Genomic DNA, 25,148 nt, shown 5'->3' on the forward strand with positions numbered 1-25,148 from the left:
TCTGCACGTCGTCGTCCTGATGGGCGGCTGGTCCGCCGAGCGCGAAGTCTCGCTAACCTCGGGCAAGGGCATCGCAGCCGCGTGCCGCGCACTCGGCCACCGCGTCACCGAAATCGACATGGACCGCGACATCGCCGCGCGCCTCGCCGAAGCCGCGCCGGACGTGGTCTTCAACGCCCTCCACGGCACCCCCGGCGAAGACGGCAGCGTCCAGGGCCTGCTCGACCTGATGGGCCTCAAATACACCCATTCCGGCGTCAGCACCTCGGCGATCGCCATCGACAAGGAACTGACCAAGCTCGTCCTCGCCCCGCACGGCATCCGCATGCCCGCCGGCACTATCGTCGCCTCCGAAACCCTCTACGCCGGCGACCCCCTGCCGCGCCCCTACGTCCTCAAGCCCGTCAACGAAGGCTCCTCGGTCGGCGTCGCCATCGTCACCGACGCCTCCAACTACGGCAACCCGATCTCGGCACAGGCCAGCGGTCCGTGGCAAGTGTTCCCGTCATTGCTCGCCGAACCGTTCATCGCCGGCAAGGAACTCACCGTCGCCGTTCTCGATGACGAAGCCCTGGCTGTGACCGAACTTCAGACAGACACCGGCTTCTATGACTATGAGGCCAAATATACCGAAGGCCGCACGCTCCACATCTGCCCCGCCGACCTGCCGCCCGAAATCACCGCAGCCTGCCTCAAAATGGCCCTCGACGCCCACCGCGCCCTCGGCTGCAAGGGCACGTCGCGCTCCGATTTCCGCTATGACCCGGCGCAAGGGGAGGGCGGTCTCTATCTTCTCGAAGTCAACACCCAGCCCGGCATGACCCCGCTCAGCCTCGTCCCCGAACAGGCCCGCTACCGCGGCATCGACTATGAATCCCTTGTCCAACGCCTCATCGATGCAGCCCTGAAATGACCACCTCGACCCTCAAGCGCGGCGCCGCCCCCCCCAAACGCAAACCCACCCCCGCGCGCAAGCGCGAACCCGCGACCGTCGCCCTGCCGGTCAATGCCGCCGTCCTGCGCCGCAACGTCATCCGCATCAGCCTCGTTGCCGCGGTCAGCCTCGTCGCCCTCACCCTCGCCGGCATCCCGCAGCGCCTATGGACGCAGTTCATCCATAACACCGCCGACGCCGGCTTCGAAATCCGCCACGTCGAAGTCACCGGCGCCAAGGAAAGCGATCGCCTGCCGATATACGAAGCCGTCCTCTCGGGCGACACCAACGCCATGCTGACCGCCGATCTCGGGGCCATCCGCGCCCGCCTGCTGGCGCTGCCCTGGGTCGCCGACGTCAGCGTCGCCCGCCGCCTGCCCGATACCCTCGCCATCCAAGTTACCGAGCGCCGTCCCGTCGCCCTCTGGCAGCATCGCCGCCGCTTCACCGCCATCGACATCACCGGGCAATCGCTGACCGGCACCGATCTCAAGCGCTTCGCCAGCCTGCCCGTCGTCGTCGGCGCCGGCGCCAACACCCGCGTCCGCGAAGTCCTCGCGCTCACCGCCTCGGCCCCCACGCTGGCGCCCCAGGTCGATGCCGCCGTCCTCGTCGGCGGGCGCCGCTGGGACCTGAAATTCAAGACCGGCGAGACCCTGGCGCTGCCCGACACACCCGCCGCCGCCCGCGCCGCCTATCGCAAGTTCGCCCGCATGGAGGCAGCGCTCGCCGACGACCAGAAACTCCTCGGTGGCCGTTTCGAGCGCTTCGACATGCGTCTCCCCGGCCAGATGACGGTGCGTGGCCCGGCCGTTGCACAGGCCCTTGAATCCGCTGCCAAGGCTGCTGCAACCGCCGCCGCCGCCGCCGCCAAAGCGCAGAAGCCGACGACAATCTGATGGTCAACAAGATCCCCCTCACCCCCAAGGGCGCCGAGCGCATCATCGCCGTGCTCGATGTCGGCACCTCCAAGGTCGCCGCGCTCATCGCCCTTGTCGGCGCCGACGGCGAACCCCGCGTCATCGGCACCGGCCAGAAACCCTGCGCCGGGCTCCGGCGGGGCCTCGTCACCGATTTCGAAAAGACCGAGGCCGCCATCCGCGGTGCCATGGACCAGGCCGAACGCGCCGCCGGCACCCAGGTCGAATTCGTCCACGCCTCGATCTCGGCGGGCAACCTCGGCTCCGACGTCGCCACCGCCGAAATCGATATCGCCGGCGCCAGCATCACCGGCGCCGACATGACGCTGCTGCGCGAGGCCGGCCGCACCCGCATCGATCCGCGCGGCCGCACCGTCGTCCACGCCCAGCCGGCGCTCTACGCCCTCGATGGCCAGCCCGGCGTCGAAAGCCCGGTCGGCTTCCACGCCGATCGCCTCGGCATGGATATCCATGTCGTCACCGCCGATACGCCGCCATTGAAGAATCTCGATCGCGCCATCAAGCAGGCGCATATCGGCCTGCGCAGCCTCGTCGCCTCGCCGCTCGCCGCCAGCCTGTCGACGCTCGAACGCGAGGAACGCGAACTCGGCGTCGCCCTCATCGAGATCGGCGCCGGCGTCACCACCATCGCCGTCCACAGCATGGGCATGCTGGTCGGTGTCGCCGCGATCCCGATGGGTGCCGACGACATCACCTATGATCTCGCCGCTGCCTTTGCCACCCGCCGCAGCCATGCCGAACGGCTCAAGGCGCTCGACGGCGCGGCGGTCGCCGTTCCCAAGGACAATCACGAAGCCGTCGAGATCCCGCCGATGAGCGACGACGGCCTCGCCGAACCCTTGCGCGTGCCAAAGGCGCAGATCATCGGCGTCATCCGCCACCGCCTCGACCTCCTGTTCCGCGAAATCGCCCTCAAGCTCGATTCGCTGGGCTTCACCGGCCCGCAGGCGCGACAGGTCGTTTTGACCGGCGGCGGCGCCGAATTGCGCTCGATTGCCGATTTTGCACAGGGGTCGCTGGGCCGCAATGTCCGCATCGGCCGGCCTCGCGGTCTGACCGGCTTGCCGCCTGCACAGTCTGGCCCGGCCTTTGCCACACTCGCCGGTTTGGTGCTGTTCGCGGCGCACGAAGTGCCCGATATCTGGCACATGACGGCGCCGGCCAAGAAACACGGCGGAAATGGTGGTCGCCTCGCCACCATGATCGAAAAACTTCGAGGTAGTCTGTGATGCGACTTGCGGCGTCGCATAGCTTATATAGTATGAATCCTTGAAGGGGAGACACGAAATGCTGGAATTCGAACGTCCCGAACTGACCGAGCTGAAGCCCCGCATCACGGTCATCGGAGTCGGTGGTGCGGGCTGCAACGCCGTCACCAACATGATCAACGCCGATCTCCAGGGCGTCGAGTTCATCGTCGCCAATACCGACGCGCAATCGCTTGCCTCGAGCAAGGCGGAAACCCGCATTCAGCTCGGCATGAAGATCACCCAGGGGCTCGGCGCCGGCGCCCGTCCCGAGATCGGCCGCGCTGCCGCCGAAGAAACCCTCGACCAGCTCGAAGCCAGCCTCGAAGGCGCCCACATGTGCTTCATCGCCGCCGGCATGGGCGGCGGCACCGGCACCGGGGCAGCCCCCGTCGTTGCCCGCGCCGCGCGTGAAAAGGGCATCCTGACCGTCGGTGTCGTCACCAAGCCGTTCACCTTCGAAGGCAACAAGCGCATGCGCGCCGCCGAGGAAGGCATCGCCGAGTTGCAGAAGGTCGTCGACACCCTCATCATCATTCCGAACCAGAATCTGTTCCTCATCGCCAACGCCAACACCACGTTCAAGGAAGCGTTCGCGATGGCCGACCAGGTCCTCCACCAGGGCGTCCGCGGCATCACCGATCTCATGATCATGCCTGGCCTGATCAACCTCGATTTCGCCGATATCCGCACCGTCATGTCCGAAATGGGCAAGGCGATGATGGGCACCGGCGAAGCGACGGGCGAGCGCCGCGCCATCGAGGCCGCCGAAAAGGCCATCGCCAACCCGCTGCTCGACGAAGTCTCGATGCGCGGTGCCAAGGGCGTCATCATCAACATCACCGGCGGCGACGATCTCCGCCTGATGGAAGTCGATGAAGCCGCGACGCACATCCGCGACATGGTCGATCCCGACGCCAACATCATCGTCGGCTCGGCCTTCAACAAGGACCTCGACGGCGTCATGCGCGTCTCGGTCGTCGCCACCGGCATCGATGCCGCGACGCGTCCGTCCGCCGCCGCGCCGCGCCCACGCCCAAGCAACAGCTTCGCCAGCCAGCCGAGCATCTTCACGACCGCACCGATCACTGCGCCGCAGCCGGTCCCCGAAGCCGCGGCAACCGTGCCGATCCTCGAGGACCTGCCGGTAGCCGCGATGGTTGCCGCCGATGCCGACCTGCCCGAAATCGAGCCCGAAGCCGAAGACATCGACCTCGCCATCGCAGCGGAACGCATCCCCGACATGTCGCCGGCCGAAACCTTCCGCTTTACCCCGAGCGAGACGCCGGCCGCAGCTGTTCACGTGCCCGCACCCGCCCCCGTCGCCGCGCCGCCGGTCGAGGAAGAGCGCCCGATGACACTGTTCGAAAAGATGATGAACCTGTCGCGCGGCCCCCGCAACAAGCCCAGCGCCCCGAACCCGACCAACCTGGCGCCCGAGCCCCAACCCGGCTCCCCCGAAGTCGACATCCCGCCGTTCTTCAAGCGGCAGGTCAACAACTAGAACTTGACTAAAGCAACCAAACAGGTTAACAAGGCGCGCCTCCCTCCCCCCTGCGGGGAGGGCGACTCGCGCCCTTGCGCGAGCGGGGCGGGGGTCCCGCCCAACCCGATGAAGCCTCCACAAAAACCTACAAAATTCGCGTCCCAGTGAACTTGACGGGGTCAACCCACCGCAATCACTCAACTATTCCGCAAACCACCCGACGCCACTTTTTTTCGCGCGCCGAGATCGCCCAATAACAAGCTAACCGACTGACAACACCCACAAACTACCCGGAAACCGGCACCCCGCCGCCCAAAACAGCCACCACCGTCTCCGCCGGCCGCGCCAGCACAATCCCCCCCGGCGCAATCACCACCGGCCGCTCGATCAACCCCGGGTCCGCCGCCATAGCCGCCAAGATCGCCCCATCCTCCGCCCCAACCAACCCCAGCGCCTCGGCCCGCGTCCCGCGCACCCGCAGCAGCTTCGCCGCGCCGACCGCCGCCGCGACCCGCGCCAGCACCGCCGCATCCGGCGGCGTCTTCAGATACTCAATCACCACCGGCTCGATCCCCGCCGCCCGGATCATCGCCAGCACAGTCCGCGATGTCCCACAGGCGGGATTGTGCCAGATCGTCGTTTCGGCTGTTTGCATCGCACCACCATATCGCCGTGACCCTCCCGTCTGCAACAGCTTGACGCTCGCCGCCAAGCTGGCAGGGATGGCGAAACATACATCGCAACGGGGATCATCATCATGGCCGGACCACTCGCGGGCCTTCGCATCATCGAGCTCGCCGGCATCGGCCCCGGCCCGTTCGCCGCCATGATGCTCGCCGACCACGGCGCCGAAGTCATCCGCGTCGACCGCCCCGGCGCGCGTATCGATGCACGCGATCCGCTGCTCCGCTCGCGCCGCCTGATCGGCGTCGATCTCAAGTCCGACGAAGGCAAGGCCAGGGTCCGCGAGCTGGTCAAATCCGCCGACGGCCTCATCGAAGGCTTCCGCCCCGGCGTCACCGAACGCCTCGGTCTCGGACCCGAAGTGCTGCTCGCTGACAACCCCAAGCTGGTCTATGGCCGCATGACCGGCTGGGGCCAGACCGGGCCGTACGCTGCCGCGGCAGGCCATGATATCAACTACATCGCCCTTGCCGGCGCCCTCCACGCCTATGGCCGCGCCGGCGAAAAACCGACGCCGCCGATCAACATGGTCGGCGACTTCGGCGGCGGCGGCATGATGCTGGCTTTCGGCATGGTCGCGGCGCTCCTCCACGCCCAGAAAACCGGCCAGGGCCAGGTCATCGACACCGCCATGACCGACGGCGCCGCCGTCCTCATGAGCATGATCTGGGGCTTTCGCGCCAACGGCATCTGGACCGACGAGCGCGGCACCAACATGCTCGATACCGGCGCGCATTTCTACGACACGTATGAAACCTCCGACGGCAAATGGATCTCGATCGGCAGCATCGAGCCGCAGTTCTATGCCGAACTCCGCCGCCTCGCCGGGCTGGCCGACGACAAGGATTTCGACGCCCAGATGGACCGCGCCGCCTGGGGCCCGTTGAAGGACAAGCTGACGGGCTTGTTCCTGTCGAAAACCCGCAACCAGTGGTGCGCGCTGATGGAAATGACCGACGTCTGCTTCGCCCCGGTCCTCAGCATGGCCGAGGCGCCATCGCACCCCCACAACGCCGCCCGCCAGACCTACATCGAAATCGGCGGCGTCATGCAACCCGCCCCCGCACCGCGCTACTCGGTCACCACCACCGACACCCCCCGCATGACCACCGCCTTCGACAAGGACCTATAATGCCCTTGTCCTCCCCCTCGAGGGGGGAGGCGAGAGACGCGCATCTTCGCGCGGCCCGGGTGGGGGTGTTCGCCCCACAAGCAAAACCATGCCATTGAATCGCAAATGACCCCCTACGCCACCAACCCCGCCCAATCCCGCGGCCGCCGCCACCAAGAATCCCCCTCCGCCACGCGCACCGCCTTCCAGCGCGACCGCGACCGCATCGTCCACAGCAGCGCCTTCCGCCGCCTGCGCTACAAGACCCAGGTCTTCGTAGCCCCCGATGGCGACCATTTCCGCGTCCGCCTCACCCACAGCCTCGAAGTCGCGCAGATCGCCCGCACCCTCGCCCGCGCCCTCGGCCTGAATGACGACCTGACCGAAGCCCTGGCCCTCGCCCACGACCTCGGCCACCCGCCCTTCGGCCACTCCGGCGAGGACGCTCTCGAAGCGGCGCTCGCCCCCTATGGCGGCTTCGACCACAATGCCCAGACGCTGCGCATCGTCACCAAACTTGAAACCCGCTACCCCGGCTGGGACGGCCTAAACCTGTCATGGGAGACCCTCGAAGGCCTCGCCAAGCACAACGGCCCGATCCACCTGCCGACCTGGGCCATGGCCCAGGCCGACGCCGACTACCCCCTCGATCTCGCCAGCCACGCCGGCCTCGAGGCGCAGGTCGCCGCGCTCGCTGACGACATCGCCTATGACAACCACGATCTCGACGACGGCATCCGCGCCGGGCTTTTCACCCCGGAGGACGTCGCCGCCGCCGTCCCCTTCACCGCGCAAAGCTGGAGCGCCGTCATCGCCCGTTGGCCCGCGATCACCGCGCGCCGGCGATTGGTGCCCGAACTCATCCGCGACCAGATCGGCCGCATGACGGACGACCTGCTCACCGAAACCCGCCGCCGCCTCGCCGAGGCAACTCCGCAATCGGTCGCCGATATCCGCGCCGCCGGTCGACCTCTCGCCGGCTTCTCCCCCGAAATGGCCGCGCAAACCGCCGCCCTCAAAACCTTCCTGCGCAACAGCATGTACCGCCACCCCCACGTCGCCGCACTCCGGGATCCCTCCAAGCTCGTCGTCGCCGGGCTGTTCGCCGCGCTCCAGGCAGACCCCGCCGCGATGCCCGCCGACTGGGCCGCCGCCACGCCCGCCGAACAACCAGGCCGCGCCCGGCATATCGCCGATTTCATCGCCGGCATGACCGATCGCTTCGCCCTGAACACCTACCAGCGCCTCGTCGGCGCATCGCCATTACCCGCTGAAATCATCATCTAAGGAACATTCGATGACCGAAATCCATGGCACCACCCACCCCCGCTTCGCCGCCGTTCGCGACGCCTTCGCCGCGAACTTCACCAATGGCTCCGACATCGGCGCCAGCTTCGCCGCCACCCTCGAAGGCGAACCCATCGTCGACCTCTGGGCCGGCCACGCCGACGAAGCCCGGACCCGCCCCTGGGAAAAGGACACCATCGTCAACGTCTATTCGACCACCAAGACGATGACCGCGCTCACCGCCCTCCTGCTCGCCGACCGCGGCGAACTCGATTTCGCCCAGAAGGTTGCGCATTACTGGCCCGAATTCGCTGCCGCCGGCAAACAGGACGTCACCGTCGCCCACCTCATGGCGCACAGCGCCGGCCTGTCGGGCTTCCACGAAAAAATGACCAAATCCGACCTCTACGACTGGGAAAAGGTGACCACCTTGCTCGCCGCGCAGGCGCCGTTCTGGACCCCCGGCACCGCGCCCGGCTATCACGGCATCACCCAGGGCTATCTCGTCGGCGAAGTCATCCGCCGCATCACCGGCCAAAGCCTCGGCACGGTCTTCAAGACCGAAATTGCCGAGCCCTTGGGAGCCGATTTCCATATCGGCCTCGATGCCAGCGAGGATCACCGCGTCGCGGATCTCATTCCGCCGCCGCCCGGTGGCGGCATCACCGATTCCGCCACGTCCGAGTTGGCGAAAAACATGTCGACCAACCCCGCCATCAATCCGCTCGAGACCCGCACCCGCGAATGGCGCGCCGCCGAAATCCCCGCCGCCAACGGCCATGGCAATGCCCGTTCGGTCGCCCGGATCCAGACCCTCGTCGCCAACGGCGGTTTCGCCAATGGCAAGCAGATCCTTTCCGAAGCCGGCGTCCGCCGCGCTCTCGAACCCCAGATCAAGGGCGACGATCTCGTCCTCGGCATGCCGATCAGCTACGGCCTCGGCTATGGCCTGCCCGGCGCCGCCCTGCCGCTGCCCAACGCCGACAGCGTCTATTGGGGCGGCTATGGCGGCTCGCTGGTCATCGCCGACATGAAATCCCGCCTCTGCCTGTCCTATGTGATGAACAAGATGGCGCCCACCACCGTCGGCGACACCCGCGCCGGCGGCATCGCCGCTGCCCTGTGGCAGGCCCTCGCCGCATGAAGGCGCTGCTGGTTGCGCTGCTACTTGCGGCAGTCCCCGCTGCTGCGGCGGATACGCAGCGCGATCGCGCCTTAGCGGCGGGCTACAAGGCCGCCTTTCTCTGCTCGGGCATCTTCAACGCCGGGCAGACCGAGGCGCAAGTCACCGCCGACGACCTCAACGGCATCTACCCCGAATACCAGTCGCTCATCGCCGCGCTTCCCGCCAAGATCGACCGAACCGCCCGCACCGTCAGCGTCACCTTCGACCCAGCGCTGCCGCCGCGCATCGCCGCCTGGCGCCCGCTCCTCGGCTGCGCCAGCCTGCCCATCGGCGGCACGAACACCGAGGTCATTCCGCGTCTAACTCCCGATTTCCGCAAGCCCGACCTCGCCGCCGTCGACGCCGCGCGCTGGCCGCTCGGCGACCGGGGCGCCGCCGTCCGCCCACCTCGCGCGGCGGCCAAGGCCCTTGCCGCCGTCGTCGCCCGCGCCTTCGACCCGGCAGCCTTTGGCGGCAAGAACAACGACACCAGCGCCACCACCGCCGTCATCATCCTCCACAATGGCAAGATCGTCGCCGAACGCTACCGCCCGGGCTTCGATAGCCACACCCCGCAGCGCACCTGGAGCGTCGCCAAAAGCTTGACCGCCGCCCTCATCGGCCGCGCCGCCGAACTCGGCCGCATCGACATCGCCGCGCCCGCCGCCATCCCCACCTGGTCCGCCTCCGGCGACCCGCGCGCCGCCATCACCACCGAGCAACTGCTGCGCATGAACTCAGGCCTGTGGACCGCCGGCCCCGGCAACCGAACCGACGCCATTTACATCGGCGGCGCCACCGTCCCGCAAGCCGCCGCAACCATGCCGCTCGAATACGCCCCCGGCGCCCATTTCAACTATTCGAACAACGACATCATGCTCGCCGCCCTCGGCCTCGAAGCCCGCGTCGCCGATCCGCTCGGCTTCCCGTTCACCGAACTCCTGTGGCCGCTCGGCATGACACGCACGACGCCCGAAACCGATTGGCAGGGCCATTTCATCCTATCGAGCCAGGTCTGGATGACCGGCCGCGACCTCGCCCGCCTCGCGCTCCTCTACAGCCGTGACGGCATCGCCCCCGACGGCCGCCGCCTGCTCCCCGCCGGCTGGATCGCCAGAAGCACCACCCCCAGCGGCATCCAGCCACCCCCGGGACGCGGCGGCTACGGCCTCGGCATCTGGCTATACGGTCCCGCCGACGGCTTGCCCGCCGGCACCTATGGCTTCATCGGCAACCGCGGCCAGTTCGCCATCATCGTCCCCGCCCGCGACCTGATCATAATCCGCCGCGGCTTCGACGCCAGCGGCGCAGCGTTCAACCCGTTGGCGTTCACAAAGGAAGTTCTAAACCTGCCCCTCTAACCTCCTGCCCCTCTCCCGCTTGCGGGAGAGGCGAGAGACGCCGAAGGCGGCCCGGGTGAGGGTGACCGGCCTACACTGTCTCGAGCAAATCCCGGGCCGTCAACCCCAGCCGCTCGATCCGCGCTTGCACCCGCGGCCATTCCTCATCGAGAAACCGCGACCGCTCGGCCTTGAGCAACGCCCGCGCCGCGCCCTCGGCAGCAAACAGCCCGACGCCCTTCTTGGCGACCACCAGCCCGCTCGCCTGCAACTCGTGATACGCCTTGGCCACCGTCAACGGGTTGACGCCCGCCTCGGCAGCCAGCGCGCGCACCGAAGGCAGCAGCGCGCCATCGCCGGACCCAAGGATCCGTTCGACGATCACATCGCGAATCTGGCGATAAATGGGGCGTTCGGTCGAAAACATGACTGTCTTATGGCGATGGGACACCGGCAGGTCAACTGTACGTTAGAACGCTGTCCCGCCGATCGTCGTCCGGTGCAGCAACCGCGCCTCGCCATCATAACCGCCGGTCGCCTTGTGCAACACGGCGCGGTTGTCCCACATCACCAGCATCCGCGGGCGCCATTGGTGTCGATAGACGAAGCGCTCCTGCGTCTGCCATGCATATAATTCCATCATCAGCCCCTGCGGGTCGTCGACTCCTTCAAGCGCCACGATATAGCCCGGCGCGCCATAGATCGCCGGCACGCCGGTCTCCGGATGCCGCCGGATCAGCGGATGCCGCTGCAATGCCAGTGCCGATTCGGACGGCCGGATGTCCATCGTCCGGCCCTTGTCGTTCGCCCCGTACATCCCGTCCGGCGCATAGCCCGCCCGCGCCGAATGCACGGCGACCGCGTCCCTGACCCGGTCGAGCAGGGCAGGGGGCATCGCCGCCAGCGCCGCCTGCTGGTTGGCGAACAGCGTGTCACCGCCGCGCCCCGGTATCGTGATCCCGTACAGGCAGGTCCCATCCGGCGGCACCACCTGGAAACTCCAGTCGGTATGCCAGGCCTCGGCAAAGATCGGCGCCGTCTCATCCGCCCCGCGCGCCACCGCGATCACATGCTCGCGCCCGGCAATCGGCGCGATGAACGGGTCCTCGCCGAACGCCCCGAATGCCAGCGTAAACCGCTCGAGCGCGTCGTCGTCCAGGTCCTGGTCCGGGAATGCCAGCACCAGGTGCCGCGTCCATGCCGCCCGCAGCGCCGCGACGTCCCCGGGCGCCAACGGCTGCGCCAGGTCGATCCCCGTCACCTCGGCCCCGCAGGCCATGCCGCTCGGCTCGATCCGCATCGCGATACTCCCCGACCTGTTCGCTAGCCCGGTCGCAAATTTGCGACAAGCTGGTCTTTCTGCGTCTGCGAACGACTTGCATTAGCTTCGCGGATGCGCGATAGCGATTCGCGATAACAGTCCGTGCCGTGGGGTGAATCTCTTGATCGTCTGCGTTTGCAATGCCCTTCGCGAAAACCAGGTTCGCGAGGCCGTGCGCGTCACGCGCAGTGATTGCCCGGTCACGGCCTTTGCCCAGCTCGGCTGCAAGCCAAAATGCGGGCAATGCCTGCCCTTCGCCCGTGAAGTCGCGCGCAGCGAATCGGTTTTCGCCTAGCCCGTCCAAAGCCGCAACTGATAGCCATACTCAATTTCAACAGACTGTTTTCATTCGGCTTTTCTTGCCCGGCCATTGACCGCGGGCGATTCCCGGTGCATCCGCCCCTGGCAAGTTTCAGGAGGCCCTTATGCGCGGCGACACCAAGGTCATCGAATTTCTCAACGCCGTGCTCAAGGGCGAACTGACTGCAGTCAATCAATATTGGCTGCACTACCGCCTTCTCGACAACCTCGGCATCAAGAAGCTTGCCGCCTATGAGCGCAAGGAATCGATCGAGGAGATGCAGCATGCCGACCGGCTGATGGAGCGCATCTTCTTCCTCGATGGCCTGCCCGGCATGCAGGCGCTCAACCGCCTTCGCATCGGCGAAAACGTCCCCGAAATTCTTGACGCCGACCTGGCCCTCGAATACGAGGCGACCGGCTTGCTCCGCGATGCCATCGCATATTGCGAAACCGTCCGCGACTATCCCAGCCGCGATCTGTTCGCCGAAATCCTCCGCGCCGAGGAGGAGCATATCGACTTCATCGAAACCCAGAAAACCATGATCGCCCAGATGGGCCTGCAGAACTACATCCAGCTCCAGTCCGAACCAGCCGGCAGCTGACCAATCCTTGTCCTCCCCCTGTAGGGGGGAGGCGAGAGACGCGTCTTCGCGGCCCGGGTGGGGGTGTCTCCCTTGCCAAATGAAGCCCACCCCGCGGCATAATGCCCAACGCGCCCCCGGAACCCACCCCCGCTCCATAGGTTGACCTCAAAGGCCAATAGGGGTGCCCCATGTCCGAAGACCCCGAGACCCCCTCCGACGACAATGTGTTGGGCGTGCGCAAGGGTTCTGGGCCAGACCAGTACGGCGGCAGTTTCGCCGGCGGTCAGTCCGGCGGCGGCGCCTACGCCAACCCTCACATACCCGGCGAAAAATCCGACAAACCCTCCCCCGGCGGCCAAAGCCAACAAGGCTATTATGGCGGCGGCCAGGCCGGCGAAGACGGCGCTGCCGAATACGACCACCATGCCGCCAGCGTCCGCAACTCGCCCAGCGACGACACCGGCAAATACACCGATCACCCCAGCCAGAAATCCGGCTCCGACCGCGCCGACTTTGACAAGGCCGTCACCCGCAAACCGGGCAACCCTGATCATGGCCCGGACCATGCCGAAGAAGCCGCCGCCCCCGGCGATCTCGTCCAGGGCAGCGACGGCGAGCAGGTCACCGGAAAACCCTAGCAGAGCGGCACCACATACCCCTTCCGGGAACCGCCGGCCCCGTAACGCATTCACCAATATAGTTTCTGCCAAATCGCTGTAACCTGCCCTCCAACTGAGGAAACGCCATGAGCGTAATGCCGAGGCACGACCACATTCCGGCTGCCAGGCCATTACTTATTGTTTTTTCGCATTTGCGTTGGGATTTTGTCTATCAGCGTCCGCAGCATTTGCTTGGCCGCGCAGCCCGAGACTTCGACATCTGCTTCATCGAAGAGCCCTTGTTCGACAGCAATGCCAGCGGCTTCCGCGAAATCGGCACGCCCGAAGGCGTTTGCGTCATTCAGCCATTGCTCGCCGACGGCGTCGACCACCAAGCTGCGATCGAGCACCAGTGCATGGTCGCGAGGACCATCGCCGCGCGCGCCGGCACGCGGCCGCTTTACCTGTGGTTCTACACCCCGATGGCGCTCGCCTTCGCCCGCGATATTTCCGCCGACCTCATCCTGTTCGACAAGATGGACGAGCTTTCGGCCTTCGATTTCGCACCGCCCGAACTCCACGCCGCCGAGGCCGATCTCATGGCCCGCGCCGACCTCGTCTTCACCGGCGGCGCCTCGCTCCAGCGTGTTGCCGAAGGCCGCAATCCCGAAGTCCATTGCTTCCCCTCGAGCATCGACGCCGCCCATTTCGGCCAAGCTCGTACCGCCGGTCCAGCCGACCCTCATCTCGAAAATATCCCTCATCCGCGCATCGGCTTCTTCGGCGTCATCGACGAGCGCATCGACCAGCCGCTGATCGCCGCCGTCGCCGCGCTGCGTCCGGACTGGCAGTTCATCATGATCGGCCCAACCGCGAAGATCGATCCGGCGCAACTGCCGAACGCTCCCAACATTCATTGGCTCGGCATGCGGGGCTATGCCGAACTGCCGTCGTACATGGCGCATTGGGACCTCGGCTGGATGCCCTTTGCCCGTAATAGCGCGACGCGCTTCATCTCGCCGACCAAGACCCCTGAGTTCCTCGCCGCCGGCCTGCCGCTGATGTCGACCTCGATCACCGATGTCGTCGAACCCTATGGCCGTCTCGGCCTCGTCCAGATCGCCGACGAAGCCGCTGCCATGGTCGCCGCCGGCGACCGCCTGCTTGCTGCAAATGATCGCACCGCGCGCCTCGCTGCCGTCGATGCACGGCTCGAAGGCAATAGCTGGGACACCACCTGGGCCGCGATGCGCGCCCTTATCCACAACGCCGCGGCGCCTTCGGCGCGAAGCGCCGCCGCGCCTGCCACCAGGGAGGTCATGAATGCCAACTAGTCCCAAGAAGTTCGACTGGCTGATCGTCGGTGCCGGGTTCGCCGGCGCAGTCCTCGCCGAGCGCCTCGCCAGCCAGCGCGGCGACCGCGTCCTCGTCGTCGATCGCCGCAATCACATCGGCGGCAATGCCTATGACCGCCACGACGACGCCGGTGTCCTCATCCACCAATACGGCCCGCACATCTTCCACACCAATTCCGACATGGTCTTCGATCACCTGTCGAACTTCACCGATTGGCGGCCCTATGAACATCGCGTCCTCGGCATGGTCGACGACATGCTGGTGCCGATCCCGATCAACCTCGATACCGTCAACAAGCTCTATGACCTGTCTTTGACCAGCGAGGAGTTGACCGAGTGGTTCGCCGCGCGCGCCGAGCCCGTCGAGACCATCCGCACCTCCGAGGACGTCGTCGTCTCGGTCGTCGGCCGCGAGCTGTATGAGAAATTCTTTCAGGGCTATACCCGCAAGCAATGGGGCCTCGACCCGTCGCAGCTCGACAAGTCGATCACCGCGCGGGTGCCGATCCGCACCGACCGCGACGACCGATATTTCACCGACAAGCACCAGGCCATGCCGGCGCAGGGCTACACCCGCATGTTCGAGGCGATGCTCGACCACCCCAACATCTCGGTCATGCTCGGCACCGACTTCCGCGACATCCGCGAGCTGATCCCGCACGACCGCGTTATCTACACCGGCCCCATCGATGAATATTTCGATTATCGCTTCGGCGAGCTGCCCTATCGCTCGCTGCGTTTCGAACACGAGACCATCGACAAGGAATTTGCCTTGCCGACCGGAACGGTCAATTATCCGCAGACCGAGGCCTTCACGCGGATAAGCGAATACAAGCACATGACCGGCCAACTCCATTCGCGCACGGCGATCACCCGCGAATATCCGTCGGCGGAGGGGGACCCCTATTACCCCATCCTCAATCCTGACAGCGCCGAGCTCTTCAAGCGCTACGAGGCACTTGCCATGCAGACTCCCGATGTCTGGTTCGTCGGCCGGCTGGCAACCTTTCGCTACTACAACATGGACCAGGTCACCGGCCAGGCGCTCGCCACCTTCCGCCGCATCGACGAGATGCTGCCGCGCGCGATGCCGACCCTGGCAACTGCGGCCGTCGCTGCCGAATGACGATTGCCGGGCATCCGGACGCGAGTGCACAAGCCGAGCAGGGGGCGTTTCGCCCCCTGCTCGGTTCGATGCTGCTCGGCGGCTTCGAATGTTCGGCGCATAAACTGCGCAGCGGTCGCCGGCTCGATCTCATCGCCTCCACCGGCCACGACCTGCGCGCCGCCGACGATTATGCGCTTCTGCAACATCACGGCATGGCCGGCGGCCGCGATGGCCTGCGCTGGCACCGCATCGAGCAACGCCCCGGCCGCTACGACTGGTCGAGCTTCCTGCCGATGCTCCACGCCGCGCGCGACAGCGGCTTCACCGTGGCTTGGGATCTTCTTCACTACGGCCTGCCCAACGGCCTCGACGTCTTCTCGCCGGCGTTCATCACGCGCTTTGCCGCCTTCGCCCGCGTCGCCGCCGTGCTGGTCCGCGCCGAAACCGACGAACCCCCGACCTGGACGCCGATCAACGAAATCAGCTTCTGGGCGTTTGCCGGCGGCGAAAAAGGCGGCCTCAACCCCTTCGCCCGCAATCGTGGCCCCGCCCTCAAAAAACAGCTCGCCCGCGCCGCGCTGGCCGCCATCGACGCCGTGCGCAGCGTCGATCCCCGCGCGCGAATCGCCGTCGCCGAACCCCTCATCCACATCTTCCCCGCCGACGATACGCCCCGGTCGGCGGAGCTGGTCCGCATCCACAACGCCAGCCAGTTCGAGGCGCTCGACATGCTGCTCGGCCGGCGGGCGCCCGAACTCGGCGGCTTCGCCGGCGCCGTCGATATCATCGGGCTCAACTATTACAACAACAACCAATGGGTCGATCACGGCCGCCCGGTCCACCTCGGCGACCATCTCTACCTCCCGCTACGCACCCTCCTTGCCGGCGTCGCCGCCCGCTACGACCAACCGCTCTACATCGCCGAAACCGGCACCGAGGGCATCTTCCGGCCCTATTGGTTGCGCTATGTCTGCGACGAAGTCCGCGCCGCCATCGCCGCCGTCGCCAATATCGGCGGCATCTGCCTTTACCCCATCGTCAGCCACCTCGGCTGGGACGACGACCGCCATTGCCACAACGGCCTGTTCGAAGGCCATGGCCCCGATTGCGCCCGCAGCGTCGACGCCGCCCTTGCCGCCGAACTCGCGCTCCAGGTCGCCGCCTTCGGCGGTGTCCAGCCGGCCGCCGCCCCGGCGCACATTCCCCTGTCGCCGCGCGCGCCCTGGCCCCGTTACGCACCCGCGCTGACCTTGTCGGCATGACCGGTCCGGTCTTCGCCGTCGCCATCCCCGCGCACGACGAGGCCGAGCGCATCGCCGCCTGCATCGCCGCTCTCGCCGCCCAGCCGCGCGCCGCCGACCGCATCGCCGGGGTGATCGTCTATGCCAACAACTGCCGCGACGACACCGCCGCCATCGCCCGCGCCTGCCCGGCGCCATTTCCGCTGATCGTCGTCGAAGCCGAGCACCCCCCCGAACGCGCCCATATCGGCTGGGCCCGGCGCGGCGCCACCGATGCCGCCATCGCCCGCCTGACCGAAATCGGCCGCCCCGATGGCATCGTCGCCGGTACCGACGCCGACTCGCGCGTCGCTACCGGCTGGCTTGCCGCAATGCACGCCGCCTTCGCGGCCGGCGCCGACGCCGTCGCCGGCGCCATCGACATCGATCCCGACGATGACGCCTCGCTCGGAGGCGTCGCCCGCCGCCGCGACGAGGCCGCCTATGCCAACGCCGTCGCCCGCGTCGCCGCCCACCTCGATCCGCTCCCCCATGATCCCTACCCCAACCATATCTGGGCATGGGGCGCCAATCTGGCCGTCCGCGCCCCAGTCCTCGCTGCCGTCGGCGGCATACCCCTCGTCGATCTCGCCGAGGACCACGCCCTCCACCGTGCCTTGCTCCACCACGATGCCCGCATCCGTCACACTCTCGATGCCCGCGTCTGGACGTCGGGCCGCAGCGACGGTCGCGCCCCCGGCGGCTTTGCCGACCTGCTGACCAGCTACGCCGTCGAACCCGGCGCCCTCGCCGATTTCGAGCTCGAACCCGCCGCCATCGCCTGGCGCCGCGCCCGCCTCCGCGGCACCGCCCGCCGACTATGGCAGGGCGGTGAACTCGCGCCCCTTGCCGCCCGCCTCGGTGCCGAAGCCGCCACCACCTTCGGCGCCGCCTGGGATTCCTTCTGCGAAACCTGCACCTTGCTGCAAAAATCGCGTGTCCCGGTAACCGCGCTCGCCGCCCAGACTAGCCTGCTGAACAGCCGCCTTACCGCAATCAAACCCGCCGCAGGCGATCGATCCGATACTGCGGCGTCGCTGCATGAAATTCCGGTTCGGCAATTCCATTCAGCGCAGCCATGAAGCCTTCCGCCGCCTCGTTGCCATTGAGCGGATAATCCGGCGTCTCGCCCAGCCAATGCACCAGCACGATATCCGCGCCCGGCCGCGCCATCCCGACCGTGACGGCCGCCGCCTGCTCCAGCGTCGGCGCATCGAGATAATACAGCACTTCGGAAAACACCATCAGGTCGAAATCGCCCCTCAAACCGTCGCCCGACACCTCGCAGGGAAACTGCCGCAGTTCGAACCGCACCTGCGGCTGGTCGGCATTCAGCGCCCGCGCTTCGTCCAGCGCCGCCGCCGCCACATCGGTCGCCAGCAAGTCGTCGCACCGCGCCGCCAGCATCCGCGTCAACATCCCGATCGAGCAGCCGATCTCCAGCCCGGCCGCATACCGGCCCCGGGGTATCGCATCCAGGGTCGCTGCATATTTTGCCGCTTCATATTCGCTGCCGCGAAACTTCCACGGGTCGATGTCCTGCTTATACAAATCGTCGAAGTAGGCCGGCGGCAGGCTGTCCATCAATAATCTCCTATGTCGGTATGCATGTCGCCACCCGCAGCCATCGACCACCCCGACGCCGCATCGAGCGCCGCATCCGGAAACGGCTGCCGCAGGTACGTCGACAGGTCGCGCACGATCCGCTCCACCGGCGACGGCCGCAGCATCGCCGACAGGCCGATGCCCCGCTGCACCCGCTCGATCACCTCCAGCGCCGCGCGCTCGAATCCATGCCGCGCCAGATTGACGAACGCATCGACCGCGGCCGCATCGCGCGCCGGGTCCTCGGCGATCGCTGCCGCCCGCGCCGTCCACAACCGCGCCGCCTCGCAGCGCGCCAGCGCCTCGCCGAATCGCGCCCGCTGCACCGGGTCGCCGCTCCGCCCGCGAACATTCATCGCCTCGCGGTGCAGCCCGACCAGCCGCTCGACGGCACCCAACTGCACCGCCAGCACCCGCCACGCACCACCGGCAAACAACGGCGTCCGGTAATAATCGCCCGGTGCCCCGACGATCTCGCTCGCCGCCACCACGATCCCGGTCATCTCGGTGCCGCCCGTCGCCGACGCCGCGATCCCCGTCGGCAACCATTCCGACAAATCGCCCACCGCGCCGCTGATGTCGGGAATCGCCATCACCATGCCCGCGGGCGTCATCGCCGTTACCAGCGGCCGCCGCACCATCCCGGTCCCCGACGTGTAGCGTTTCGCCCCGACCAGCCGGCCGCCGGTCAGCACCAGTCCCGGTGGACTCTCGGCATTCCACACCGCCGAGATCCGCCCGGCGTTGCACTCGGCCGCGAGCAGCGCCATCTGCGCCGCAGCGCCGCATCGCCGCATCGCCGCATCGCCGCATCGCCGCATCGCCGCATCGCCGCATCGCCGCATCGCCGCATCGCCGTATCGCGCCGTCAGCCGCACCGCATTGACATGCCCCTCGTACAGCCGCCCCAGCGGCAGCGACGCCCCGCCGATGATCCGCAGCACATCGCGCAGCACCGGCGCCGTCGCCGCGTTCAGCCCCGTCGCGGCACCGCCCAGCCGCAGCGGCAGCGGCGCGTGCAGCAATCCGTACCGGTGCAACGCGGCGACCTCGGTGTTCGGCAGGCTGGCATCGTGATCGCGCCGCGCCGCCAGCCGGTCGGCAACACGCGCCGCCCGCCGCGCCGCTGCGGGAACCAGATGCGGAACGGGCAGGTTGCGCATCCATGACAAACTCGCCAGCCGCGCCGCTGTTCCAACCCCGCAACAGTCCGTCGCCGCATGCAGAAACGCTGTCCCGCTGGCACGCCGCCGCCGCGCCCGTCACCATCGACGCACTACTCGGCAACGCTCGCTCGCTGGGTGTCGTGGTGCCCCATGCCGATGATGAAACCCTTGGTTGTGGCGGGCTGATCGCCGCCGCCGCCGATCGCGGCCTCGCCGTCCATGTCACGGTCCTGACCGACGGCGCCGCTTCGCACCCCGGCTCGGTGCAATGGCCGCCGGCCCGCCTCCGTGCGCACCGCCGCACCGAAGCGGCCGCCGTCGCCATCCTGACGCGCGGCCGCGGCACCATGGGTTTCGCCGACGCCCCGGACGGCGCGCTCGCCGACTATCCCGAAACCGCCGACAAGATCCTTGGTGCCGACCTGCTGGTGACCCGCTGGCAGGGCGATCCACACCCCGACCACCAGGCCGCCTTTCGCATCGCGCGCGCCGCCGCCGAGCGCCTCGGCGCCCAGCTCATCGCCTTTCCCTTATGGGTTCTCACCACCGTTGACGGTCCGCCGGCCCATCGACTTGTAGCTTGCGACGTCGATGCCGCGCTGGCGCTCAAGCGCGCTGCGCTTGCTGCTCATCGCAGTCAGCTCGGAAACCTCGTCGAGGATTGTCGCGGCTTCGTCCTCGACGACGAGCTTCAGGCGCTGTTCGTCCGCGCCGAAGAGCTTTATCTGGTCATTCGCTGACGCCATCGCGGCGATCCGCGTCCGCTCCCACGCCAGGGCATGGCCGACGATCGTCTCGAGGTCATCGTATTGCGGCGTCCAGCCCAGCGATTTCGCCGCATCGGCATTGGCCACCAGCCGTGCCGGATCGCCCGCCCGCCGTGGTCCCATGACCCGCGGCACCGCGCCGCCCGACACCCGCTCGAGCGCATCGATGACCTCGATGACGCTGTTGCCCTGCCCATAACCAAGGTTGAACAACCGGCTGCACCCGCGCTCTTCCAGGCACGCCCGCAGCAGCAGCACATGCGCCTCGGCGATATCGCTGACATGCACATAGTCCCGCACCCCGGTGCCGTCGTGCGTCGCATAATCGTCGCCATAGACGGTAAAGCTGCCGCGCTTGCCGGTGACAACCTGCGTCGCGATCTCGATGAGGTGATGCGCGTGGCGGCTGTTCTGCCCTGAACGCCCCTTGGGATCCGCCCCGGCAACGTTGAAATAACGCAATATGCCCAGCGACAACCGGCCGTCCGCTGCCGCCAGGTCGCGCAGCATCTGTTCCGCCATCATCTTCGACCAGCCATAGGGGTTGATCGGCTGCAGCGGCGCTTTTTCCTCCAGCGCCGCGCCGTCGTTCTCGGCATAAACCGCCGCGGTCGATGAAAACACCATCGCCGACACACCCGATGAAATCGCCGTTTCGGCCAATGCCAGCGTCTCGACGAAATTGTTCCGGTAATAGTCGCCCGGCTGGGTCACCGAATCGCCAACGCTGATCGACGCGGCAAAATGCATGATTGCCTCGATGCCGTGGCTGGCGATCACCCGGGCGACCAGCGCCCGGTCGCCGGCGCGGCCCCGAACGAATATCGCGCCCTTGGGGATGAGCAGTTCCGATCCGGTCGACAGATCGTCGATGATAACCACCTTGCATCCGCGATCGAGCAGCGCGAGCGCCGCGTGACTGCCGATATAACCAGCGCCGCCGGTTACGAGGACGGGAGGTAGGTCAGTCTCGCGCATGATCGGCTCCTGATGTTGCCGACTGCAAACGACGCCGCGCGCCGATCCGTTCCTGCACCATCGCGGCAGCGACGATTTGCCCTCATCTCCCGTTCATGTTGAAACCCCGGCTGCGCCATTTCGCGCAGCCGGGGCCCATTATCAGACGGCCTTGGCTACAGCCGGTGCCGCCACCGGCGCCTTCACCGCACCCGGCGTGCCGGCATACAACGCCCACAGATCGGCGATATCGCGCAGGCCGCCACTGGCGCTCACTGCGGCAAAGCTGGTCTTGGCCACTGCCGCATTGCCGCCCTTCAAAGCCGCGATGCCCTTGAACAACCGTGCCTGGTCGGCATCGGCGCCATTGGTCGCGATCGCCTTGTCATACGCCGCGACCGCCTGCGGATAGCGGCCCAGTCCGAAATAGGCCTGCCCGCCCTTGAAGGCCGTCGCCGGATTGGCGGCCAGTTTCGGCGCGTCGGTAGCGGCCTTGGCATTCATCTGCCCTGCCGCCTGCAGCAACCGCATCGACATCGCATCGGTGCCGGTCACGCCGCCCTTGGTCAGTGCCTGTTCGGCCGTGCCGGCCTGTCCGGACACCAGTGCCAGCTTGGCGAACTCCTGGAAATCGGCCGGGCGATCGATGGTGTTGGTCGCGCTCATCAGGTGGAACAGCGCCAGCTTGGCTTCGGGACGCATCTGGTTCTGGCGCAGATTGACCAACAGCGTCTGCCAGCGTGCCGGCGATGAATCGATCTTGATCAGCTTCTGCGTGGTCGCCAGGTAACCCTTCTTGTCGCCCGACCGGAACTGCGCGCCCGCCAAATTCTCGAGATACACGGGTTTCGGCCCGTTCGACGCAATCAGCTTGTTGTAAGCCGTCACCGCATCGGCGCTCTTGCCCTGCTTCGAATAGGCCTGGGCGATCAGGATCTGCATGTCCTCGCCGCCGCCCTTCTTGGCTTCGGTCACGGCGCGATCATATTGCCCGGCGCGATAATATAGCGGTGCCAGCTGCTTGGGGCCGGCACCGGCGGACGACAGCGCGTTCGCGGCTTCGCCATAACGCCCTGCCTTGGTGTAGACATAGCCCGCCATCTGCGCGGACTTCTGCTTTTCCTCGGCGGTGCTGGCGGCGGCCTGCGCAGCCTTGACGGCATTGATCGCGGCGGCGGTGTTGCCGGACTTGGCAGCGGCGGTCGCCTGGTTCAGCGACTTGCCGACTGCGGGCGAAACCGCGGCATTGACCGGCAATGCCGGCAAGGTCGCCACCATCGCCGTCAGGGCGATGCGGGCAACAGTCGAACGGGCGGCAATACGAGCGGTCTGAAACATGTACATCCTCATTGAACTAGAACAGGATTCCATCGGGCTGCAGTGTAGTCCGATCCTTATGGCGCACTGGCGCTGGCCCTTACATTAACACTCGGGTGGTGCAACCTCTCAGCTACACTTATCCAAACCGCTGCGCCGTGCAACGGCCCATGTTGCACCTGCAAACAACAAGCCGTCTGCACCCGCGTTCCCATCGATGTTGCGCCGCCTCGTCCAAGCGCTTATTCGCCCGCTAAAGCCATATACGGCGCAATACGCAGGGGAGCTTCACCATTCGCGCTTTCATCTTTCCAGGCCAGGGCAGCCAGGCCGTCGGCATGGGCCGCGGCCTCGCCGAAGCCAGCCCCGCCGCCCGCGCCGTCTTCGAGGAAGTCGACGAGGCGCTCGGCCAGCACCTGTCGAAGCTGATGTGGGAAGGCCCCGAGGCCGAACTGACCCTTACCGCCAACGCCCAGCCGGCGATCATGGCGGTCTCGATCGCCGCACTGCGCGTCCTCGAATCGGAGATGGGCCTGCGCCTGTCCGACAAGGCCGCCTTCGTCGCCGGCCACAGCCTCGGCGAATATACAGCGCTCGCCGCCGCCGGCAGCCTCGGCATCGCCGATACCGCCCGGCTCCTGCGGCGGCGCGGCGACGCCATGCAGGCCGCCGTGGCACCGGGCATCGGCGCGATGGCGGCGCTGCTCGGCCTCGGTTTCGACGCCGTCGCCGAAATCGCTGCCGAAGCCGCTGAACCCGGCGAAGTCTGCGCCGCCGCGAACGACAACGCTCCCGGCCAGGTCGTCGTCTCCGGCCACGCCGCCGCCGTCGCCCGCGCCATGGCCATCGCCCGCACCCGCGGCGCCCGCCACGCGGTATTGCTGCCGGTGTCGGCGCCCTTCCACTGCAGCCTGATGCAACCGGCCGCCGACGCCATGGCCAAAGCCCTCGAAGGCGCCCCGCTGCAACGCCCGTTCGTGCCGCTCATCGCCAACGTCACCGCCGCCGCCGTAACCGACCCGGGCGAAATCCGCCGCCTGCTCGTCGAACAGGTCACCGGCACCGTCCGTTGGCGCGAATCGGTCCTCGCCATGGCCGATCTCGGCGTCACCGGCTTCGTCGAACTCGGCGGCAAGGTCCTCGGGCCGATGATCAAGCGGATCACGCCCGACGCAAAAAACCAGAGCGCCGCCGACATGCCCGGCATCGAAGCCCTCGCCAAAGACCTTTAACTCGACCCTCTCCCCTTGCGGGAGAGGGCGACTCGCGCCCCTCGGCGCGGCGGGGAGAGGGGTCCCTTCCTTTCAAAGGAGCACAAGAATGTTCGACCTCACCGGCATGACCGCCCTCGTCACCGGCGCCAGCGGCGGCATCGGCAGCGCCATCGCCGCGGCGCTCGCCGCCCAGGGCGCCCGTGTCGCCCTCTCCGGCACCCGCGCCGACGCGCTGGAGTCAGTCTGCGCGCAGATCGGCAACGACACCCTCGTCCTGCCCTGCAACCTCGGCGACGCCGCCGCCGTCGACGCCCTCGTCCCCCAGGCCGTCGCCGCGCTCGGCCGCCTCGACATCCTCGTCAACAACGCCGGCGTCACTCGCGACAACCTCGCCCTGCGCATGAAGGACGAGGAGTGGGATACCGTCATCCGCATCAACCTGGAGGCCGCCTTCCGCCTCGCCCGCGCCGCCCTGAAACCAATGATGATGAAGCAGCGCTTCGGCCGCATCATCTCGGTCACCTCGGTCGTCGGCGTCACCGGCAACCCCGGCCAGGCCAATTACGCCGCCTCCAAGGCCGGCCTCATCGGCATGTCGAAGGCGCTGGCGCAGGAAGTCGCCAGCCGCAACGTCACCGTCAACTGCATCGCGCCGGGCTTCATCACCTCGCCGATGACAGACGATTTGCCCGACGCCCAAAAGGTCGCACTCACCGCCCGCATCCCCGCCGGACGCCTCGGCGAAGGCAGCGATATCGGGGCAGGGGTCGTGTATCTGGCTAGCAAGGAAGCCGGCTACGTCACGGGCCAGACCCTCCACGTCAACGGCGGCATGGCGATGATATAGGCGCAGCGCCGCTTTCGTTCCGCGCCCAGGCAATGTCTCCGGACGGTTCACCCGTTCTTGCATCATGCCAATTCCCCCGCTATCGCCATCACTCAATCACCGACACCAATACCCAAGCGAAAGAGGGCTACCATGAGCGACGTTGCCGAACGCGTTAAGAAGATCGTTGTAGAGCATCTCGGCGTCGAAGCCGACAAGGTGACCGAAGATGCCAGCTTCATCGACGACCTCGGTGCCGACAGCCTCGACACGGTCGAACTCGTCATGGCCTTCGAGGAAGAATTCGGCGTCGAGATCCCCGACGATGCCGCCGAAAAGATCCTCACCGTCAAGGACGCGATCGGCTTCATCGCCGCCAATCAAAAGGGCTGATCCAGCCCTTACCGGTCGCCCGGACATGATTCCGGACCGCCAATGAATTTCGGTGAACGGCTCTTCGTGCATATGCGAAGGGCCGTTTCGCGTATAAAGCGCTTGCGAAACAGACTGTTTTGCGGCGAAATCGAGTAAAGTCCGGGTAAAAGACGCTA

24 protein-coding genes and 1 pseudogene are annotated in these 25,148 nt (G+C 67.2%); 18 read left to right on the forward strand and 7 right to left on the reverse strand.

What is annotated here, in order from left to right:
- Position 1: 1 nt before the first annotated feature.
- From IEW98_RS10160 to ftsZ, 4 genes are read left to right on the forward strand one after another with little or no spacing between them, the layout of a single operon-like run.
- Entirely contained in the window at positions 2-913 is a 912-nt protein-coding gene (locus IEW98_RS10160) for a D-alanine--D-alanine ligase (protein WP_371870770.1), read from the forward strand.
- A complete protein-coding gene (locus IEW98_RS10165; protein ID WP_188762834.1) occupies positions 910-1,833 on the forward strand; it encodes a cell division protein FtsQ/DivIB in 924 nt (307 codons plus the stop codon). The genes IEW98_RS10160 and IEW98_RS10165 overlap by 4 nt, the downstream gene beginning before the upstream one ends.
- Positions 1,833-3,104, forward strand: coding sequence for a cell division protein FtsA (ftsA, locus tag IEW98_RS10170; protein WP_243450685.1), 1,272 nt, complete (start codon positions 1,833-1,835; stop codon positions 3,102-3,104). Before IEW98_RS10165 ends, ftsA begins: the two co-directional genes overlap by 1 nt.
- A 58-nt stretch (positions 3,105-3,162) precedes the next feature.
- A complete protein-coding gene (ftsZ, locus tag IEW98_RS10175; protein WP_188762835.1) occupies positions 3,163-4,626 on the forward strand; it encodes a cell division protein FtsZ in 1,464 nt (487 codons plus the stop codon).
- Positions 4,627-4,894: 268 nt separating this feature from the next.
- Here the strand turns inward: ftsZ and IEW98_RS10180 are convergent, their stop codons facing one another.
- A complete protein-coding gene (locus IEW98_RS10180; RefSeq protein ID WP_188762836.1) occupies positions 4,895-5,263 on the reverse strand; it encodes an ArsC/Spx/MgsR family protein in 369 nt (122 codons plus the stop codon).
- 102 nt (positions 5,264-5,365) lie between these two features.
- On the opposite strand from IEW98_RS10180, the gene IEW98_RS10185 reads away from it, so the two are divergent.
- The 4 genes from IEW98_RS10185 to IEW98_RS10200 all read left to right on the forward strand — a co-directional run bounded on the left by IEW98_RS10185 (position 5,366) and on the right by IEW98_RS10200 (position 10,216).
- Positions 5,366-6,424 carry a CaiB/BaiF CoA transferase family protein gene (locus tag IEW98_RS10185; RefSeq protein ID WP_188762837.1) on the forward strand — a complete coding sequence of 353 codons (1,059 nt, stop codon included), beginning with the start codon at positions 5,366-5,368 and terminating at the stop codon, positions 6,422-6,424.
- 93 nt (positions 6,425-6,517) lie between these two features.
- Positions 6,518-7,690: a deoxyguanosinetriphosphate triphosphohydrolase gene (locus tag IEW98_RS10190; RefSeq protein WP_279380367.1), complete on the forward strand. Its 1,173-nt coding sequence runs from the start codon at positions 6,518-6,520 to the stop codon at positions 7,688-7,690.
- Positions 7,691-7,700: 10 nt separating this feature from the next.
- A complete protein-coding gene (locus tag IEW98_RS10195) occupies positions 7,701-8,834 on the forward strand; it encodes a serine hydrolase domain-containing protein (RefSeq protein ID WP_188762839.1) in 1,134 nt (377 codons plus the stop codon).
- Entirely contained in the window at positions 8,831-10,216 is a 1,386-nt protein-coding gene (locus IEW98_RS10200) for a serine hydrolase domain-containing protein (RefSeq protein ID WP_188762840.1), read from the forward strand. Before IEW98_RS10195 ends, IEW98_RS10200 begins: the two co-directional genes overlap by 4 nt.
- Before the next feature lie 70 nt (positions 10,217-10,286).
- Here IEW98_RS10200 and IEW98_RS10205 read toward each other — a convergent pair whose 3' ends face one another.
- Together IEW98_RS10205 and IEW98_RS10210 are read right to left on the reverse strand one after the other, a co-directional pair.
- Positions 10,287-10,622, reverse strand: a complete 336-nt coding sequence (locus IEW98_RS10205) for a GntR family transcriptional regulator (RefSeq protein ID WP_188762841.1) — start codon at positions 10,620-10,622, stop codon at positions 10,287-10,289.
- Between the two features lie 42 nt (positions 10,623-10,664).
- The gene (locus tag IEW98_RS10210) at positions 10,665-11,495 is read right to left on the reverse strand and encodes a TauD/TfdA dioxygenase family protein (RefSeq protein WP_243450686.1); all 831 of its coding nucleotides are present in this window, start codon (positions 11,493-11,495) and stop codon (positions 10,665-10,667) included.
- Positions 11,496-11,941: 446 nt separating this feature from the next.
- Between IEW98_RS10210 and bfr the strand changes: the two genes are divergently transcribed.
- The 6 genes from bfr to IEW98_RS10240 all read left to right on the forward strand — a co-directional run bounded on the left by bfr (position 11,942) and on the right by IEW98_RS10240 (position 17,827).
- Positions 11,942-12,421: a bacterioferritin gene (gene bfr / locus IEW98_RS10215; protein WP_188762842.1), complete on the forward strand. Its 480-nt coding sequence runs from the start codon at positions 11,942-11,944 to the stop codon at positions 12,419-12,421.
- A 170-nt stretch (positions 12,422-12,591) separates the two neighbouring features.
- Positions 12,592-13,041, forward strand: coding sequence for a hypothetical protein (locus IEW98_RS10220; protein WP_188762843.1), 450 nt, complete (start codon positions 12,592-12,594; stop codon positions 13,039-13,041).
- Between the two features lie 107 nt (positions 13,042-13,148).
- Positions 13,149-14,336: a glycosyltransferase gene (locus tag IEW98_RS16435; RefSeq protein ID WP_243450688.1), complete on the forward strand. Its 1,188-nt coding sequence runs from the start codon at positions 13,149-13,151 to the stop codon at positions 14,334-14,336.
- Positions 14,326-15,483 carry a UDP-galactopyranose mutase gene (glf, locus tag IEW98_RS16440; RefSeq protein ID WP_188762844.1) on the forward strand — a complete coding sequence of 386 codons (1,158 nt, stop codon included), beginning with the start codon at positions 14,326-14,328 and terminating at the stop codon, positions 15,481-15,483. The genes IEW98_RS16435 and glf overlap by 11 nt, the downstream gene beginning before the upstream one ends.
- Positions 15,480-16,727, forward strand: a complete 1,248-nt coding sequence (locus tag IEW98_RS10235; RefSeq protein ID WP_188762845.1) for a glycoside hydrolase family 1 protein — start codon at positions 15,480-15,482, stop codon at positions 16,725-16,727. The genes glf and IEW98_RS10235 overlap by 4 nt, the downstream gene beginning before the upstream one ends.
- Positions 16,724-17,827, forward strand: coding sequence for a glycosyltransferase family 2 protein (locus tag IEW98_RS10240; protein ID WP_188762846.1), 1,104 nt, complete (start codon positions 16,724-16,726; stop codon positions 17,825-17,827). The genes IEW98_RS10235 and IEW98_RS10240 overlap by 4 nt, the downstream gene beginning before the upstream one ends.
- On the opposite strand, the gene IEW98_RS10245 is transcribed toward IEW98_RS10240, so the two are convergent.
- Together IEW98_RS10245 and IEW98_RS10250 are read right to left on the reverse strand one after the other, a co-directional pair.
- Positions 17,742-18,329: an SAM-dependent methyltransferase gene (locus IEW98_RS10245; RefSeq protein ID WP_188762847.1), complete on the reverse strand. Its 588-nt coding sequence runs from the start codon at positions 18,327-18,329 to the stop codon at positions 17,742-17,744. The two genes, IEW98_RS10240 and IEW98_RS10245, sit on opposite strands and share 86 nt — an antisense overlap.
- Positions 18,329-19,513: an acyl-CoA dehydrogenase family protein gene (locus IEW98_RS10250; RefSeq protein ID WP_188762848.1), complete on the reverse strand. Its 1,185-nt coding sequence runs from the start codon at positions 19,511-19,513 to the stop codon at positions 18,329-18,331. Before IEW98_RS10250 ends, IEW98_RS10245 begins: the two co-directional genes overlap by 1 nt.
- A 2-nt stretch (positions 19,514-19,515) precedes the next feature.
- On the opposite strand from IEW98_RS10250, the gene IEW98_RS16445 reads away from it, so the two are divergent.
- On the forward strand, positions 19,516-20,256 hold the full coding sequence (locus tag IEW98_RS16445) for a PIG-L deacetylase family protein (protein WP_243450689.1): 741 nt from the start codon (positions 19,516-19,518) through the stop codon (positions 20,254-20,256).
- A 27-nt stretch (positions 20,257-20,283) separates the two neighbouring features.
- Here the strand turns inward: IEW98_RS16445 and galE are convergent.
- Positions 20,284-21,261, reverse strand: a pseudogene (gene galE, locus IEW98_RS10255) (UDP-glucose 4-epimerase GalE); the annotation flags it as partial.
- 141 nt (positions 21,262-21,402) lie between these two features.
- Positions 21,403-22,578 carry a tetratricopeptide repeat protein gene (locus IEW98_RS10260; protein WP_188762850.1) on the reverse strand — a complete coding sequence of 392 codons (1,176 nt, stop codon included), beginning with the start codon at positions 22,576-22,578 and terminating at the stop codon, positions 21,403-21,405.
- Between the two features lie 272 nt (positions 22,579-22,850).
- On the opposite strand from IEW98_RS10260, the gene fabD reads away from it, so the two are divergent.
- From fabD to IEW98_RS10275, 3 genes are all read left to right on the forward strand, one after another.
- Complete coding sequence (gene fabD / locus IEW98_RS10265; protein WP_188762933.1) at positions 22,851-23,789, forward strand: ACP S-malonyltransferase; 939 nt, start codon at positions 22,851-22,853, stop codon at positions 23,787-23,789.
- A gap of 88 nt (positions 23,790-23,877) precedes the next feature.
- On the forward strand, positions 23,878-24,618 hold the full coding sequence (fabG, locus tag IEW98_RS10270) for a 3-oxoacyl-[acyl-carrier-protein] reductase (protein WP_188762851.1): 741 nt from the start codon (positions 23,878-23,880) through the stop codon (positions 24,616-24,618).
- 132 nt (positions 24,619-24,750) lie between these two features.
- Positions 24,751-24,990, forward strand: a complete 240-nt coding sequence (locus IEW98_RS10275) for an acyl carrier protein (RefSeq protein ID WP_188762852.1) — start codon at positions 24,751-24,753, stop codon at positions 24,988-24,990.
- Positions 24,991-25,148 lie beyond the last annotated feature (158 nt).

The organism is Sandarakinorhabdus glacialis (genome assembly GCF_014643455.1).
In the GTDB taxonomy this organism is placed as follows: domain Bacteria; phylum Pseudomonadota; class Alphaproteobacteria; order Sphingomonadales; family Sphingomonadaceae; genus Sandarakinorhabdus; species Sandarakinorhabdus glacialis.